The following is a 15,767-nucleotide window of genomic DNA, read 5'->3' as shown; positions in this document are numbered from 1 at the left end:
AGGCTCCAGGCGTGACCGGCATCGAATCCGATGCTATAGAGCCGGGCATGGACCCCTCGTGATCAAGCTGCTCGGCTTTGCCGCCGCCACCTGCACCACCGTCGCCTACGCGCCGCAATTCATCAAGGTCTGGAAAACGCGCTCGGCGCGCGACATCTCGCTCGGCATGTTCCTGGTCATGGTGCTGGGCTTGGCGCTGTGGCTCCTCTACGGCCTGCTCTCTGGCGACGCCCCGCTGGTCGCCGCCAACGCCATCACCATGCTGCTCGCCGGCGGCATCCTGTTCATGAAGCTGAAATACGGGTGAGCTGCCCTTCACCTCTCCCCGCTTGCGGGGAGAGGTCGGAATTCGCGCGCAGCGCGGATTCCGGGTGAGGGGACTCTCCACGAATCCAACTCTCACCTCGCTCGCGGAGATTCCCCCTCACGCCGACCCTCTCCCCGCAAGCGGGGAGAGGGATAAAGTCAACCGCCAAACACATACGATGCCATCGCCACGCCCGCGACCTCGTCGACGAAGACGCGACGGCCGAAATCGCTGCCGGCGGCGCCGGCTGCGACCATCAGCGGCAGCAGATGGTCCTCGCGCGGATGCGCAAGACGCGCGCTGGGTGCGTTCTCCCAGTCGACCAGCATCGCGTTGCGGCGGGCCGCATCCGGATTGCTGATGGCCTCGTTCAGATAGGCCTCGAAGTCGTACGAGACCGGCTTGGACTCCGGTCGATTGAAGCCGCGCATGTTGTGATAGGTGAGCCCGCTGCCGACGATCAGAACGCCTTCGTCGCGCAGCGGTGCGATCGCCTGCCCGACCCTGATGTGCTCGGCCGCGTCATAGCTCGACTTCAGCGATAGCAGCACGATCGGCATGTCCGCATTCGGATACATCAGGCCGAGCGGCACGAAGGTGCCGTGGTCAAAGCCTTGATTGGGATCCTCCCGGCAATCGAGGCCGGCGCGCGCGAGCAGCGCCTTCACCTCTGCGGCAAGCGCGGGCTGGCCCGGCGCCGGATATTTGAGGTGATAGGTATGCTCGGGGAAACCGTAATAGTCGTACACCATCGGCGGATGCGCCGAGGTCGACACGGTGAAGGCGTCGGCCTCCCAATGTCCGGTGATGACGAGCACGGCCTTCGGCCTTTCCGGCAACAGCTGCGGCAACCGGCCGAACTCCGCGGCGGTCTTCGCGTACTGCACCCGCCTGTCCTCCATGAACGGCCAGGGGCCGCCACCATGCGACAGGAACAAGGTCGGAAATCGCGTCATGGGCTCGTGTCTCGTTGGCAACAGGCGCGTGCGAGCTGCCCGCGCGATCAGCGGCGAGCATAGGCAAACCAGCATGGTTAGCAAGCCGTTAACGATTTGCCTTCCAAAATCCCCGGCGTGGCCGAAGCAGTCGGCCAGAAGACGAGGACGGAAGATGAGGAAGTTTGCGCTGGGGGACGTCGTCAACAGTGACAAGGGCCGCCGCGGCGTCGTTCGCGCCGCCTTCAAGTCGCGGGAAGGCCAGCAGTTCTACGCCGTCGAGAAGGACGGTGCGATCGACTATCTGGAAGAAGACCGGCTGAGCCCGGCGCCGCGCGTCGAGCTCGCGGCATAATCCAACTCATTTCCTGCCCTCACCTGCCATCCGATCGAGACGCTCCGCGAAGGGGTCGTCTCCGCTCGCGGTGCGGTCGTCGGTGATCAGCAGCAGGCGATCACGCTCTGCGGCCGTGTCCCAATGGGGCAAACCGGGACCATTGGGATCGCCGCTTCTTGCAAAATTGATCCAGTAGCCGCGCATGCGGCTTGCGACCTCGCGATCGCCTCGCGAGAAGATTCCTGCACCGGGCACGCCTTCCGCACCGAAGATGAACTGCAACTCGCGTCCATGCCCACGATCGGGATTTGCGCGCCGCGCCTCGGGCACATAGCCAAAGCGATAGCGAAAGGTCGGCGCGCCGGTAGCGGCGTGAAGACGTGCCAGCAGTCTGACCGGCTCGGAGAAGACCTTGTCGGTATAGAACCGAGCCTTCAGCTCCGAAGGTTTGGAAAGGTTGGGATAGAGCTCGCGCAGCCCATCGACCGTGCGGCCTGACAATGCAAGGTCGTCCTGGTCGTCGAGTTCATCGCCGAAACGCGTCTCGTCGTCATTCGAGCCGATGATGAGGGGAATGCGGCTTTCGTGCCCCGACGCGAATCCCGCAGCGATGTCCTCCGTCACCAGGCTCCCATCCATGACCGGCACAAAGGCGCGCGCGAACTTCGCCAGCAGGCGATCTTCGGCAGCCAGCAATCGCGCCGGCGGGACTGCCCGCAAATCCAGCTCGGAAGCGAGTCCCGCGGCGAAATACGCGCTCACGACCTCCGCCTCCTGCGGCGCGCGCAGAGCTGCGCGGCCGGGCACCGATTGCAGAATGGCTTTCTGGAATAGACCGCGCGCCTGCCGGCACAGCATCAGCAGTGCGATCGATGTCGCGCCCGCGCCGTTGCCGAACAGGGTGACGTTGTTTGGATCACCGCCGAACGCCGCGATATTGTCGTGCACCCAATGCAGCGCCGCGATCTGGTCCATCAGGCCGTAATTGCCGGAGCCGCCCTCCGACAGCGCCGGGTGAGTGAGCCAGCCGAGCACACCTAGGCGATAATTCACGGTGACGACGATGAGGCCGGCCTGTGCAAGCCTGGCGCCGTCGAACACCGCATCGTTCGCGGTGCCCGCGACGAAGGCGCCGCCATGGATGAACATCATCACCGGCAGCGGACCGTCGACCCCGAAGGGACGAAACACGTTCAGCGTGAGGCAATCCTCGCGCGCGGCAGGCAGCGACGGTTGAAGGCACGGCGCGCCGTAGTCGAAGGCGGTGTGCATCTCCGAACTCTCGGCCGTCGGCTGCGGCGGGCGCCAGCGCAGTGCGCCGACCGGCGCCGCCGCGTAAGCCAGCCCCTTGAAGGAGGCCACCTCGCCTTCGACGGCGCCAAGCATCTGACCTTCACGCGTCAGCGCAAATGGAAACTGTCCGACCGGCTGGGCCGCGGCCAAGCCGGCGCCACACAGGACAATGGAAGCCGCAACAAGCGCGAGCACGGATCGCATCTTCGAAGCATCTCGATGCGCGGAACGGTTGCGGCAGGTTACGTCCGCGGCCGCCAGTGAGGCAAGCCTCGCGGCAGTCGTGCCTATTGGGGACAATTTCATTGAGAGCGATTCCCTTGCGGCGCATCCTTCGAGACGCCCGCTGTAGGCGGGCTCCTCAGGATGGGGACGGAATGCATGGCAGCAGTATCAACGAGCGGTCGTCTTGAAGGACGAGGCGCGTGCTCCGGCCGTGCCAAACCGTTATGGGATCTTCCCTGTCGGCAAGCGCGGGGCGAGGGAGCGCGCCCTCGACGCGGCCGGACGCTTGGCTGAATCGCGCCTGCGACCTAACCACCCTTGGCGAGGAGCTCCGCCAGCGCGCGGCGCGCGACGATGCCGAGCTCACCGAGCGTGGAGTGCCCCGACTGTGCCGCCTCGATCAGGCGCTCGGCGATGAATCTGCGGCTGTCGTGATCACCGCCATGTGGCAATTGACGACACGTCTCCTCCAGGACGACGTCCATGTTCGCTTTGGTTCTCTCACTCAACTCTGTCATGACGCCCGGTCGGTACGCGTGGCTTGTAAGCGCAAGCATACACAGAAGGATGTGGTCTGATTAGCCCGGACAATCCCGGCGATTGTGCATCGCGGTGCGTGTATCGCCATAACCTTCGCGCGGCCACGATGCCGCCGCAAACGACTACCGAAGATTGCACTTGTCCTGATGACAAGCCGAACCTGCAGCGATAGCCTGCCGGCAAAACAAATACACGGGAGGAATGCCATGCCTGACGCAATGGTCGCCGCACGTGAATCCCAAGCGGCGAGCGGAACAGCCCAGCAGGTCGACGTCGCCGTGGTGGGCGCCGGATTTGCCGGGCTCTATCTCCTGCATCGCCTGCGCAAGGCCGGCTTCAAGGCGGTCGCCCTCGATGAGGCCGGCGACGTCGGCGGCACCTGGTACTGGAACCGCTATCCCGGCGCGCGCTGCGACATCCAGACCATCGATTACAGCTACACCTTCGATCCGGATCTCGAGACCGCCTGGACCTGGTCGGAGAAATACGCGACCCAGCCCGAGATCCTGCGCTATCTCGGCTTCGTCGCCGATCGCTATGACCTCAGGCGCGACATCCGCTTCAACACCAAGGTGACCGAAGCCAAATGGGACGAGGCGACCGAGCGCTGGCAGCTCACCACCGACAACGGCGCACCGGTCTTCTGCCGCCATTACATCATGGCGACCGGCTGCCTTTCGACGCCCAAGCCGCCGGAGATCGACGGCGTCAAGGACTTCAAAGGGGAGGTCTATTTCACCGGACGCTGGCCGCATGACGGCGTCAATCTCGCGGGAAAACGCGTCGCCGTGATCGGCACGGGCTCCTCGGCCATCCAGTCGATCCCGCTGATCGCCGAGCAGGCCGCGCATCTGACCGTGTTCCAGCGCACGCCGAATTTCGCGCTGCCTGCACACGATGGTCCGGCGCCAGCAGACCGCATGAGCCTGCTGCAAGGCGATCGCGCGGCCTATCGCGAGCAGGCGCGCCAGTCGATGGCCGGCGTCCCCTACCCGCAGCAGACCGTCGTGAGCTGGCAATTGAGCGATGCCGAGCGTCGCGAGCGGTTCGAACGCGCCTGGGCAGCCGGCGACCTCGTCCACATCCTGACGCAGCTCTGGGCCGACCAGGCCGTCGATGTCGACGGCAACAAGATCGTCCAGGACCTGATCCGCGAGAAGATCCGCGCCGCCGTCAACGACCCCGAAACCGCTGCGGCGCTGACGCCGCACGATCATCCGTTCGGCGCCAAGCGCCCCTGCCTCGACACCAATTACTACGCCACCTACAACCGGCCGAACGTCACGCTGGTCAATCTGCGCCAGGAGCCGATCAAGGCGATCACCGCGAGCGGCATCTCCACGAACGGCCGCAGCTTCGATCTCGACGTCATCGTGTTCGCGACCGGCTTCGACGCCATGACCGGCGCGATCCGTGCCGTGCATCCGATCACCGGGCGGGGCGGCAGGTCGCTCTCCGACGTCTGGGCGCAGGGACCGCAGACCTATCTCGGCCTCACGGTCGAGGGCTTCCCGAACTTCTTCATGATCACCGGCCCGGGCAGCCCGTCGGTGCTCTCGAACATGGCGGTGTCGATCGAGCAGCATGTCGACTGGGTCGTCGATCGCCTTGCCGCGCTGCGCGATGCCGGTTTCAACACGATCGAGCCGACCGAGACGGCGCAGGCCGCCTGGGGCCGGCACATGGCCGACTGTTCGATGCTGACGCTGCACCGGCTCGCCAACACCTGGTACACGGGCGCCAACGTGCCCGGCAAGGTTCAGGGCCTGATGCCCTATACCGGCGGCGTCGGCCCCTATCGCAGCATCTGCGACGAGGTGGTCAGTCGCGGCATGCTCGGCTTCAGGCTCACCGGCCCCAACGCCGCCGCGCAATGCAATGACGGCGAGGTGGTGCGCCTGCAGCCGGACGTGCGGCTGGTGCTGAACCTGCTCGTGTCGCTGAACTTGCCGCCGATCGAGTCGATGGGCGCGCTCGGCGCACGTGCCTTCGTCAACGAGTTCAACAAGGGCCGGCCTGCGGGACGGCCGATCGGCGACATCGTCGACGGCACCCTGCCAGTTACCGACGGCGCGCTGCCTTACCGCGTCTACAAGCCCGCAACAGCAGGACCGCATCCGATCGTGGTCTATTTCCACGGCGGCGGCTGGGTGCTCGGCGACGAACAGTCGGACGAGCCGCTCTGCCGCGACATGGTGCGGCGGACCGGCATGATCTTCGTCAGCGTTGGCTATCGCCATGCGCCGGAGTACCGCTTCCCCACCGCGGCCGAGGACGGCTATGCGGCGACGCGTTGGATCGCCGAGCACGCCGGCGAGCTCGGCGGCACGCCGGGCCCGGTGCTGGTCGCAGGCTGGAGCGCCGGCGGCAACATCGCCGCCGTCACCTGCCAGCTCGCGCGCGACCGCGGCGGGCCTGACATCGCCGGCCAGCTCCTGGTCTGCCCGGTCACCGACTGCACCTTCGATCGTCCGTCCTACAACGACAATGCGACCGGCTACTTCCTGACGCGCTCGCTGATGTACTGGTTCTGGGACCTCTATTGCTCGCCGGCCGACCGCACCGACCCGCGCGTCTCGCCACTCCGCGGCAAGGTCGCCGGCCTGCCACCGGCCTTCGTCGTCACCTGCGAGTTCGATCCGTTACGCGACGAGGGCGTCGCCTATGCCGAGGCGATGGCCGCCGCCGGCGTCCCGGTCGAGCAGCTCCGTGCGCGCGGCCATTTCCACTCGTCCTTTGCGATGGTGGACGTGGTGATCACCGGCGTGCCCGGCCGGGCGCAGATGGCCGGGGCCTTGCGGCGCTTCGCCGGGCTTCCTGAGGTCAGCCGCGGCGAGAGCAGCCTGGGCCAAGACAGCCCGGGGCACAAAATCGCGGCCGCCGCGAGCTGAAGCGGCACAAGGCCGCCGGGAACCTTTTCCCGGCTGCCGCGTTGGGCATTCGTGGCATTGAGATGCAGCGACAGGTGTGTAGACCCCGGCACGCGAACCCGTGTGCTGGGGTCGTCTTTTGCGTGAGGCAGGATGATGGGGGACGTGGCCGGAGATTCAAAAGTCGATTTCGGCGCGCTTGCGGTGCTGCATAAATGGCCATCGCTGGCAAACCAGCGAAGGCCGGACAGAGACTCCTATCAAGTAAGTGAAGGCACGCTCGACGAGTGCATCTCGGCCTTCATGCAGAAGCCGGCGGCAACCCGGCACCTCTACGAGATCCGCACCGTGGCGCAGCCACCGCTCGTCACCGAAATCCTTTCGCCCGAGCACGTCATCGAGCTATCGCGCTTACGAGAATTTCTCTGACGGCCTTCACAAGCACGCGAGCAGGAACCTTCTTCCCGTTTTTCTCGTTGTCAGGGATCGGAAGCAAAGACGTGAGCGCCTCAAGATGTTTGACGCCGACGTATCATCACCGATCGTACCCTACGGCGCAGACGAGACCCTCTTCGTGGTGATCGATCGCCGCGACGAGGCGACCGAAATCCGCATCGAGCGCAGCGATCTCGAAGCCACCATCGGCGAGCTTGTCGCCGGATGCTTCAACGACCCGATCAAGGTGATTTCGTTCAATACCCTCGAGCATTGGATGAAGGACATCTCGACCGACGTCGCCGGCGAGATTCGTGCGCGCTGCGAGATTTACGGCATCGAGCTGCCCGATTATCTCAGCGACTTCGTCGAGAGCCACCGCTGAGCGGGCGTTGTCTCAATTGCGCAGATAGGGAAGCAAGGGCGGATGCGCTTAGCGCGTGGTTCGCCAGAGTTAGGCGCGCCGGTGCTTGCCGGCGATGACCTCGATCTCGCGGCGGCGCTCGCCGGCGAAGGTCAGCAGCTTTTCGATCGTCAGCGTATCCGTGATCCGTTTGGCCAGCCGCTCGGCGCGCGCGGCCTGATCTTCGAGATACTGGATCGTGTTCAAGCGCCGCCTCCCCAAAGCCCCGAATTGTTGGACAGCCATGGTGCGACAGAGCAGCTAACAGCCGGTTAAGCGCTGCGATGGGCTTGAGGCTCATTGCACGACGTCGAGCCGGACATTGGTGATGCCCTTGTCGACCATGCCGAGCGCCTCGGCCGCGGATGGGGAGATATCGACCACGCGGCCGCGGACATAGGGCCCGCGATCGTTGATCCTGACGGTGACGAAGCGGCCGGAGGAGGTATCGGTGACGCGGAGCTTGGTGCCGAACGGCAGGGTGGGATGGGCCGCGGTCAATTCGTTCTTGTCGAACTTCTCCCCGCTCGCGGTCTCCGTGTCCGAGTAGAAGCTGGCAACGCCGCGCGAAGCTGTCTGTTTTGCGTCACCGCCAGAGGCGCGCGACCGGCTGATCGGCCGTGGATGCAGCGCCGCCACCCGGTGCGGGCGCTCCACCGCGGCCTGCCGGCCGGTCGCGGCGAGATCGGCCTTCTGGCGGCCGACCGGCGATTGCGCGCAGGCCGCGAGCGAGGCGGCGCCGGCAATGGTGAGCAGCAGCCGGGCCGGCCGGCGGCACGAGATTGCGAGGGAAATCCGGGCAGTTTCGGCACGTGTGATGCGAGACATGGTACGCCCCTCCGAACGGCCGGATTTTCGGTGGGGAATGAGGGCAGAACCTTGTCGGAACAAAAGCGGGCCTGGGGCCGCGGCCGTTTCACGCCAGCTGTGACGATTCCACCACAGTGCCTGTCCTGAATCGGGACAGAGACTGCCTCCCAGAGGCGGCGGCCCAGCTCAGGCCGGAGGCGGGATCGCGCGCAACACGTCCCGGAATACGCCGAATTGCAATCGAAACGCTTGCGGGCTGTAGTCCCGATAGTAACCCGCGGTCACCGCGACGACGAGATCGAGCTCCGGGACGATGCGGATCGACTGCCCGCCGCGACCAAGCGCGCCGATCCAGTTGACCTTCCCGTGATTGAGCCTCGCTTGGCCCCGCCACCACAGATATCCGTAGGATTGATCGTCCGTCCCTTTGATCTTCTCTGCCGTCGAGGCGTCGATCCATGCCTTGGAAACGATCTGGCGGTCGTTCCAGCGACCGCCCGCAAGAACCAGCTGGCCGATTTTCGCCATATCGCGAGACCGTAGGCGCAAGCCGCCCCCAGCGTCGGTATAGCCTCTGTACCTCGTCCACTCCGCGCTGGTTATGCCCAAGGGCTCGAACAATGCTCCGCGCGCAAATTCGTCGAGCGGCTGTCCTGTCGCCTTTCGGAAAATGGCCGACACCAACATGAGCGCGCCGGTGTTGTAGAAAAATTGGCGCCCTGGCGGGGACGTCACTGGACGACTGAGGACATAGCGACATGGGTCCCAAGCCATCCACATTCGCGCCTCATCGTTGTTGAAATCTCCAGTGGCCGGAGTTGCCTCGACCCAATCCAGGCCCATCGACATGGTGAGCACGTGCGCCAGCCGGAAGCGGTCCTTTTCAGGGGAGCGCAGGTCGGCCAGCTCGGGGAAGAAGCTCCAGATCGGTTCGTCGACGCTGCGTATCAACCCGCGATCGATCGCGATTCCGACTGCGAGGGACGCGACGCTCTTCGAAACTGACTTCATGTCATGCAGCGTGTCAGCATCAAAGGCGACGGTTTCCACCCGGCGGCCGTAAATGTGGCCGGGTATTTCGTCGGCTCCCTTGAAGTATCGCTCGAACGCCAGCTTGCCGTTGCGAACGACCAGCACGGCATGAATATTGGTATCGTTTGATGCGAGCCGATCAGCCATCTCGCACAGCGCGTCCCTATTGACGAGTCCATTGTCATCGACGGGACGGACCGGCCAGCCATCGTCTCGCGCAAGCGGAACACCGCAGGCGCCCGATGGGTCCGCATCCACTGGCAGCGCGGAGAAAGGCGCCAGTGCGGCTCCTCCGAGAAGTGAAATGAACCGGCGCCGTCTCATCCGAGCTTCTCGTTCACACTCTTTGCGAGACGGGGCAAATGTCGGCGCGGGCCTCGCTGGACTCCGCACCCTCCCTGAGAATACGCGCGAACTCACGCCAATAGAGCCTTCGCCAGCTCGTCTTCAAGCTGGCAAGAAAATCGAGTTCTTGTTGCGTCAGCGTGCACATCGCGCTTTCAGGCCACGAGGCCTCCCATCGGCTTGACGTCGGCGCTGCCGGGGAAGACCGCCTCGGCGAGAACCTTCTCCTCGAGGCGCAGGTGATCCCTCAGCAGGCCCTTCAGCACGGCGCGTAGATCCGTTGTCGGCTTGAGGTCGCGATCCTCGAACAGCTGCGTTGGCTTCAGCCCCGGCCAGTCCGCGATCACGCGGCCGCCGGTGAGCGCGCCGCCGATCAGGAAGGCGACCGTGCCGGTGCCGTGATCCGTGCCTTGCGTGCCATTGATGCGCGCGGTGCGCCCGAACTCGGTGACGACGGCGACGACCGTCTCTCGCCACGCCTCACCCATGTTGCTCTCGATCGCCGCGAAGGCGCCGTCGAGTGCGCCGAGCAGATTGTAGAGCTGGCCCGAGGCCGCGCCTTCGGCGATATGCGTATCCCAGCCGACAAAGCCCATCGCACCGACGCGCGGACCGTCGGGCTTGGCGAGATAGCGCGCGGCGGTGCCGGCGGCCTCGGCGAAGTAGGCGCGCACGCGCGCGATGCCCGGAGGCGCCAGCGTCGGATCGTCTGACATCGGATCGCCCGCGCCAGGCGCGCCGCCGAGTGAAGCGAGCTTCATCCGCGCCTGGAGCACGGTCGCGAGCTTCGGATCGGTGTGCTGATAGAGATCGAGCAGGCGGTTCTGCGTATCCTCGCTCGCCGGCAGCAGCTTCTGCGGCACCCACGTCATGACGGGCGCTAAGCCGCGCACGACGAGCGGGGTGACGGAGCCAATGCCGAGCGCGCGGCTGCCGCGCGGATCGACGCGGCCGCCTGACTCCAGTGCGAGCAGCGCGCGGTTGAGCCATCCCGAGCTGGTCATGCCGGGCTTGACGAGCCCGCTCTCCAGCACGTCCTGGCCGTCGAAATGCGAACGCTCGCGATAGGGCGTCGCAGCGGCATGGACGATCGCGGCCTTGCCGCTTCGATAGAGCCGGTGCAGGTTCGGCATAGCCGGATTGAGCGCGAAGAACGAATCGAGCGGCAGCGCCGGCGGCTTGCCATCCAGCACCAGCGCGCGATCGCCGCGCAAGCCTAGCCAATCGGGATCGCCGACCGGCGCGACGGCACCGAGGCCATCGAGCGCGCCGCGCAGGACGATGACGAGCAGGCGCGGATCGCGTCCTTCGGCGCGCGCAATCCGCGGCATCTGGCTCCATGCGAACAGCGCACCGGAGCCGACCAGAAGCTCGCGCCGCGTGGGCAAATGATCGACAAAGCCCATGCTCACCTCCTCTGAAAATCCGCCGACATGAACAAGAGCGCCAGCGCCTGCTGCCGGCTCTCGGCGCGACCGACCGCCTGCTTCACCTCGGGCGCGATCTGCGATGCGAAGACGTCCTCGATGATGGCTTGCGGATCGGTCATGCCGGTGATGCGCTCGGCAAAATTGTTGGCGACGTCGAGCCGCCGGCCGACGCCGTCGATCCAGCTTGCCTCGTCGTCCGGATAGCCTTTTGGCGCCGGCGGACGCCACAGCGCCTCGCCGAGCAGCTCCTGGCCTCCGGTGAAGCGCACGGGATCGACGACCATGATGCCGGTCGCGCGCACCATGCCGATCACCCATTCGCCGGGACGTTTCAGTTTTGACGGCGGCCCGCGCCAGGCCTCGTCCGACGACACCATCGCGATCGCGACCTGCTTGAGATCGCCGTCGGTGTCGCGAAACATCTTTGCCATTTGCTCGACGAGTGCTGGCGGCGGCTCGTCGGCGACGAAATGCCGTGCGAGCTTGGTCGCGACATGGGTTGCGGTCGCCGGATGCGCGGCGAGGTCGCGCAGCACGGCGCGGCCCTGCTCGACGTCGTCCTGCTCATAGCGCTTGCCGAGCACGGTCTGGCCGCCGGGCTCGTGCAGACGTGGATTGAAGGTGAACTCGCCGCCATGCTGGGGGTCGGCGCCTGGCGGCACCAGCGTCCAGCCGGTCAGCACGTTGGCGAAGCTGATGACGTCCTCCTGGGTATAGCCGGTGCGCACACCGAGCGTATGCAGCTCCATGATCTCGCGCGCAAAATTCTCGTTGAGGCCGCGGTTGCGGTTGATGCCGGCCGTCGAGTTGGCACCCATCGACTCCAGATTGTCGAGATAGAACAACATTGCCGGATGACCTTCGACGGCCTGGAGCAGGTCGACGAAACGGCCGAGCGCGTGGGCGCGAACGGCTTCGCGCTCATAGGCGCCGGACATGCTCTGGATCCGGTTGGCCGAGACGCAGAAATGGTTGGACCAGAACCACACCAGCCGCTCGGCAAAGCCGATGTCGGCGGCAAGTGCAGCTTCCGTGCGCAGCTTGGCTTCCTGCAAATAGATCGGACGTCCGGGATCGGGAATGGCGTCGGCCGCCTGTTTCGCCGCCATCTCGGCGGCGTCCTTCTCCTGCCGCTGTCCCTGTGCTTGATCTTCGGACATGACGGGCGCCGCAGCCATCTGCGGCTTCTTGGCCTGCTGCTGCGCCTGCTTGGCACGCGCGGTTCGCCGCGCATTGGCATCGGCGACGGTGCGATAGGCCTTTGCACTTGTGGGAAGGCTGGCCGCCGCACTCAGCACCAGCGGCTGCTCGAGCTCGGCGATCAGCGCGCCGCGCGGGTCGGTGCCGACGGCAGCGATCGACCCCGGCCGCGGCCCCATCCCGAAGCGATGGAGCGCCAGAACGACCTCTGCCTTTACAGAATTGCTCATGGCGGACGCCCAATTCTTTCGAGCCTGCGCTATAGCGCATGGCACGAGGCTACGGCTTGTAATGCTACAAACCGTAGCATTCACGGCAGAGGGCCACAAGCCGAGATTGAACGCTCGCCGTCATTTGATCGGGAGCTGCCGGTCTGCCAGACCGGCAGCTCCTGTCGTCTCTAGAAATTCGGCCCCAACGCGATCTTGGTGATCGTGCCGTTCCTGACGCCGATGCGCCATTCCGCCGACCCATTGGCGAACTGGGCGACATAGATGTCGCTGTCGAGCGCTGTGACGCCGCGGAAGGAGACCGCACGCAGCGCGCCGAGCCGCGCCAGGATCGCCTGATCGAACGGAAGCTGTTGACGCGTGATGTCGGCCACCTCCGACGTCATCCGGTCGTAGTCTGGCTGCCCCTTGCCGACGCCCTCGATGTAGCGGCGCAGCATCTCCTCGCCATTGGCAATCGGAACGGCGCGGCGCGCAGCGCGCCCCGGACGCGCACCGAGGCTCATCGCTTCGACATTGTGGAAGCGCGTCTGCCGGCCCGGCACCAGGATCTCGAGGCATCGTCCGGACTTGTCGGCAATCACCCAGGGATTGTTCACGGTGGTCGTGGAAGCCCAGGACATATTGGGCCTGACCACGCTCTGCGTCCTGCGATTGCCGTCGGCGTCGAGATTGGCGATCTGGATGTCCTCGCCCATCTCATTATAGACCATGATCCGGATCGGCGAGGTGCCGGCGCGACCGCGCACGCTCGCCTCTTCCGCGCAGGAGACGATACCGCCGAGCTCGTCATTGCCGTCGGCCCGGAACAGCACGTCGCCGACCTTGCCGTCGGGCTCGAGCAGCAGGCGGAATTCCGCGGTGCCGTTCTCGAATTTCGCGCCAAAGATGTCGTAGCCGCCGGGGCCGACGCCGCGGAAGAAGATCGACTCGAGGGCGCCAAGCGCCACGAACGTCGCCTGCGTCTCGTTGAGCTGACGGTGGATCTTCGCAGCCAGCGGCGCGCTCATGCGATCATACTTCGGGGTGCCGCGGCGTAAGTCCTCGATCCCGCGCAGGATCATCTCCTTGCCGCCTGCAACGGGGACCTGCTCGCGGAAACGGTCCGGCACCTCCGCAACACGGCGCGCGAAGTCGGCCTCGATCGCCTGCGCCACGGCCGCATCGATCCGCGGCGCGAGTCGGGCACCAAACACCGCATTCTGGACCAGCACGCGCGAGACCCTGGCTTCTTCGTCGCGCAGGAAGATCAGGAGGTTGTCGCCATGGATCGAGAAGACATCGGCGCCTTCCGCGAGAAGTGCCGCCCGGCCCTGCACGGTTTCCTGCACCTGAAGCCGATCGCCGTCGCGGCGCACGGTGAGAACGCGGTTCGGTGCAACCCTGTACCAGCCGACATATTGATCGAGCGGCGCGGGTCCAGTTGCCGCCGCCGGCATCTCCGCGACGCGAAGCGCGCGCACGTCGCGACCGTTCATGCGCAGCATTAGCTCGGAGGAGCGACGCTCCGCTTCGATCGGGAACGTGATCTCGCCGGATGAAGCCGGGTAGGATGCCGTACCATCACTGCCGACCGTCAGACGCAATCTGCGCTGCCCGGTGAGCTGGCCGTAGAGCTCGTCGCCCTCGCGGAAGATGGCGAAGACCGAGGCCGGGCCCATGGCATAGAAATTGACGAAGGGGCGGTAATGCTGGTCCGGGACATCGCCGAGATCGGCGCTGACCGGCGCGACGTCCGGCGTGCGATAGGCGATCATGCCGGCGGACACGATCACGGCGGGGACGATCGCGGCCGCGATCCACAATCGCTTGCGCCAGCCGACAGCCACCGGCATCGCGGCGGCCGCGATGATGCGCTCGACGCGGGCGCGCACGGTCGAGGCTCGCGCCATCGCGAGCTCGACCGGGCGCGGTCTTACGGTGCTGGCAAAGTCGAGCAGAATCTCCGCATAGGACAGCCGGTCTTCGATCACCTCGATCGCCCGGGCATCGCTGATGATCTCGGCGAGCTCGGCGAGACGCGCCAGCTGCCACCACGAGAACGGGCTGAACCAGAACACCGCGCGATTGAGCGAGGCCAGCAGCAGGACGTAGAAATCGCGATTGGCGACATGCGCGCCTTCATGCGCGAGCACGGCGAGGCGCTTCTTCGCATCCCAGCCGGCGAATTGCGGCGGCACCAGAATGGTCGAGCCGAAGGTGACGGGACCGCCGACGTCACGGCTGATGCGGACGTCGGCAGCGATCAGCTCCGTACCCTTCATCGGCGCCGCCGCCCGTGCCATGCGCCAGGTCAGGCAGAGGCCGATCATCAGCCGCAACAGCAGGCAAGCGGTGACGCCGGCATAGATGATGGTGGCCACCAGCCACCAATTGATCGAGAGCCCGCTTCCGGCCGGCGGAACGATCGCCGCGCCTGATGCGACCGGCAGCGACGGCTGCGGCAGCTCCAGCATCGAAAGGTCAGCCGGCAGAAAATCGTCCGGCGCCGGCATCGGCACAGGCGGCCGGGTGATCGTGAGCGTCGGCCAATGCATCACGAAGGGCATCGCCAGCGACGCCAGCAGCACGACGACCCACGCCGTCATGTGGACGTGCGGATTGCGCACGCGAAACAGGGTGAGACCGAACCAGACGATGCCTCCCAGCACGAAGGAGCGCAGCGCCGCCTCAGCCAGAGTTGCGATCATTCTTTCTTCACTCCCCTCGCCTTCTTCGCCTTGGCCACCTGGTCGGCCAGCGTGCGCAGCTGCTGCTGGTCGAGCATCTTGTTGTCCACCATGCCGACGAGAACTTCTTCAATTGAACCGTTGCAGAACCAGTCGACGATGCGCTGCACCGCCTTGGCCGCCACACGCGCGCGTGGTTCGGCGGCGTGGTAGACGTAAGTGCGACCGTCCACGGTGTGGTTGGCATAGCCCTTTTCTTCCAGCCGACGCAGCACCGTGCGGACCGTGGATTCCTTCAGACGCCGCGACAGACGCTCACGCACGATTTCGGCCGTGACGGGACCATGGGCCCAAACCAATTGCATGACCTCGCGCTCGAGGTCCCCCAGTTCGGGCAAACGATCGTCCATGGCACTTACCTTGCGGATAGAGTTTTCTTGTAACGCTACAGATCGTCGCATATGCGGCCGCGCCGCGCAACGGCGATTCCACCTGAAATGGTATCGCCGTGCTGACCTAATGGCGGTTGGGAAGAGACACGTCTGGAGTCGGATCTATCTCCGACGTGGGTTGGCAGTGTGCCTTGCCCCTCACCCGGATCGCGCCGGACGATGCTGCGCATCGCCGGGGCAATCCGACCTCTCCCGCTGAAGAGCGGGGAGAGGTTAAGGAGGCAATCTCTCTCGCACCCTCTCCCCGTTCTTAC

Annotated in this window: 15 protein-coding genes; 5 read left to right on the top strand and 10 right to left on the bottom strand. The window is 65.6% G+C overall.

Features of this window, described 5'->3' with window-relative positions; all coding sequences use genetic code 11:
* Positions 1–58 precede the first annotated feature (58 nt).
* Positions 59–307, top strand: coding sequence for a SemiSWEET transporter (locus ACSKB8_RS21160; protein ID WP_438106130.1), 249 nt, complete (start codon positions 59–61; stop codon positions 305–307).
* 158 nt (positions 308–465) lie between these two features.
* Here the strand turns inward: ACSKB8_RS21160 and ACSKB8_RS21155 are convergent, their stop codons facing one another.
* Positions 466–1,263, bottom strand: coding sequence for a DODA-type extradiol aromatic ring-opening family dioxygenase (locus tag ACSKB8_RS21155; RefSeq protein ID WP_370987535.1), 798 nt, complete (start codon positions 1,261–1,263; stop codon positions 466–468).
* 154 nt (positions 1,264–1,417) lie between these two features.
* On the opposite strand from ACSKB8_RS21155, the gene ACSKB8_RS21150 reads away from it, so the two are divergent.
* Positions 1,418–1,597, top strand: a complete 180-nt coding sequence (locus tag ACSKB8_RS21150) for a hypothetical protein (protein WP_027572935.1) — start codon at positions 1,418–1,420, stop codon at positions 1,595–1,597.
* Between the two features lie 6 nt (positions 1,598–1,603).
* Here ACSKB8_RS21150 and ACSKB8_RS21145 read toward each other — a convergent pair whose 3' ends face one another.
* The gene (locus ACSKB8_RS21145) at positions 1,604–3,076 is read right to left on the bottom strand and encodes a carboxylesterase/lipase family protein (RefSeq protein ID WP_438106127.1); all 1,473 of its coding nucleotides are present in this window, start codon (positions 3,074–3,076) and stop codon (positions 1,604–1,606) included.
* 329 nt (positions 3,077–3,405) lie between these two features.
* Positions 3,406–3,654, bottom strand: a complete 249-nt coding sequence (locus ACSKB8_RS21140; protein ID WP_370987533.1) for a hypothetical protein — start codon at positions 3,652–3,654, stop codon at positions 3,406–3,408.
* Positions 3,655–3,843: 189 nt separating this feature from the next.
* Here ACSKB8_RS21140 and ACSKB8_RS21135 point away from each other — a divergent pair, with 189 nt between their 5' ends.
* The 3 genes from ACSKB8_RS21135 (at position 3,844) to ACSKB8_RS21125 (ending at position 7,327) form a co-directional block, all read left to right on the top strand.
* Positions 3,844–6,528: a flavin-containing monooxygenase gene (locus tag ACSKB8_RS21135; RefSeq protein ID WP_438106125.1), complete on the top strand. Its 2,685-nt coding sequence runs from the start codon at positions 3,844–3,846 to the stop codon at positions 6,526–6,528.
* Between the two features lie 135 nt (positions 6,529–6,663).
* Complete coding sequence (locus ACSKB8_RS21130) at positions 6,664–6,936, top strand: hypothetical protein (protein ID WP_128937565.1); 273 nt, start codon at positions 6,664–6,666, stop codon at positions 6,934–6,936.
* 85 nt (positions 6,937–7,021) lie between these two features.
* On the top strand, positions 7,022–7,327 hold the full coding sequence (locus ACSKB8_RS21125; protein ID WP_091878914.1) for a hypothetical protein: 306 nt from the start codon (positions 7,022–7,024) through the stop codon (positions 7,325–7,327).
* A gap of 69 nt (positions 7,328–7,396) precedes the next feature.
* Here ACSKB8_RS21125 and ACSKB8_RS21120 read toward each other — a convergent pair whose 3' ends face one another.
* The 7 genes from ACSKB8_RS21120 to ACSKB8_RS21090 form a co-directional block, all read right to left on the bottom strand.
* Positions 7,397–7,552 (bottom strand): hypothetical protein, encoded by a 156-nt coding sequence (locus ACSKB8_RS21120; RefSeq protein ID WP_164934324.1) that lies wholly within the window; start codon positions 7,550–7,552, stop codon positions 7,397–7,399.
* Positions 7,553–7,642: 90 nt separating this feature from the next.
* A complete protein-coding gene (locus ACSKB8_RS21115; RefSeq protein ID WP_438106123.1) occupies positions 7,643–8,173 on the bottom strand; it encodes a septal ring lytic transglycosylase RlpA family protein in 531 nt (176 codons plus the stop codon).
* A 168-nt stretch (positions 8,174–8,341) separates the two neighbouring features.
* Positions 8,342–9,334 (bottom strand): serine hydrolase domain-containing protein, encoded by a 993-nt coding sequence (locus ACSKB8_RS21110; protein WP_438106121.1) that lies wholly within the window; start codon positions 9,332–9,334, stop codon positions 8,342–8,344.
* A 353-nt stretch (positions 9,335–9,687) separates the two neighbouring features.
* On the bottom strand, positions 9,688–10,938 hold the full coding sequence (locus ACSKB8_RS21105) for a DUF1501 domain-containing protein (RefSeq protein ID WP_438106119.1): 1,251 nt from the start codon (positions 10,936–10,938) through the stop codon (positions 9,688–9,690).
* Positions 10,939–10,940: 2 nt separating this feature from the next.
* A complete protein-coding gene (locus tag ACSKB8_RS21100) occupies positions 10,941–12,392 on the bottom strand; it encodes a DUF1800 domain-containing protein (protein WP_438106118.1) in 1,452 nt (483 codons plus the stop codon).
* A gap of 170 nt (positions 12,393–12,562) precedes the next feature.
* A complete protein-coding gene (locus tag ACSKB8_RS21095; RefSeq protein WP_438106116.1) occupies positions 12,563–15,082 on the bottom strand; it encodes a M56 family metallopeptidase in 2,520 nt (839 codons plus the stop codon).
* Positions 15,079–15,471, bottom strand: a complete 393-nt coding sequence (locus ACSKB8_RS21090; RefSeq protein WP_091878929.1) for a BlaI/MecI/CopY family transcriptional regulator — start codon at positions 15,469–15,471, stop codon at positions 15,079–15,081. The genes ACSKB8_RS21095 and ACSKB8_RS21090 overlap by 4 nt, the downstream gene beginning before the upstream one ends.
* Positions 15,472–15,767: the final 296 nt, after the last annotated feature.

The organism is Bradyrhizobium sp. BR 1432 (assembly GCF_051547705.1).
GTDB classification, from domain to species: Bacteria; Pseudomonadota; Alphaproteobacteria; order Rhizobiales; family Xanthobacteraceae; genus Bradyrhizobium; species Bradyrhizobium zhanjiangense.
The sequence above is the reverse complement of the archived record's forward strand: the minus strand, read 5'-3'. Positions and strand labels throughout refer to the sequence as shown.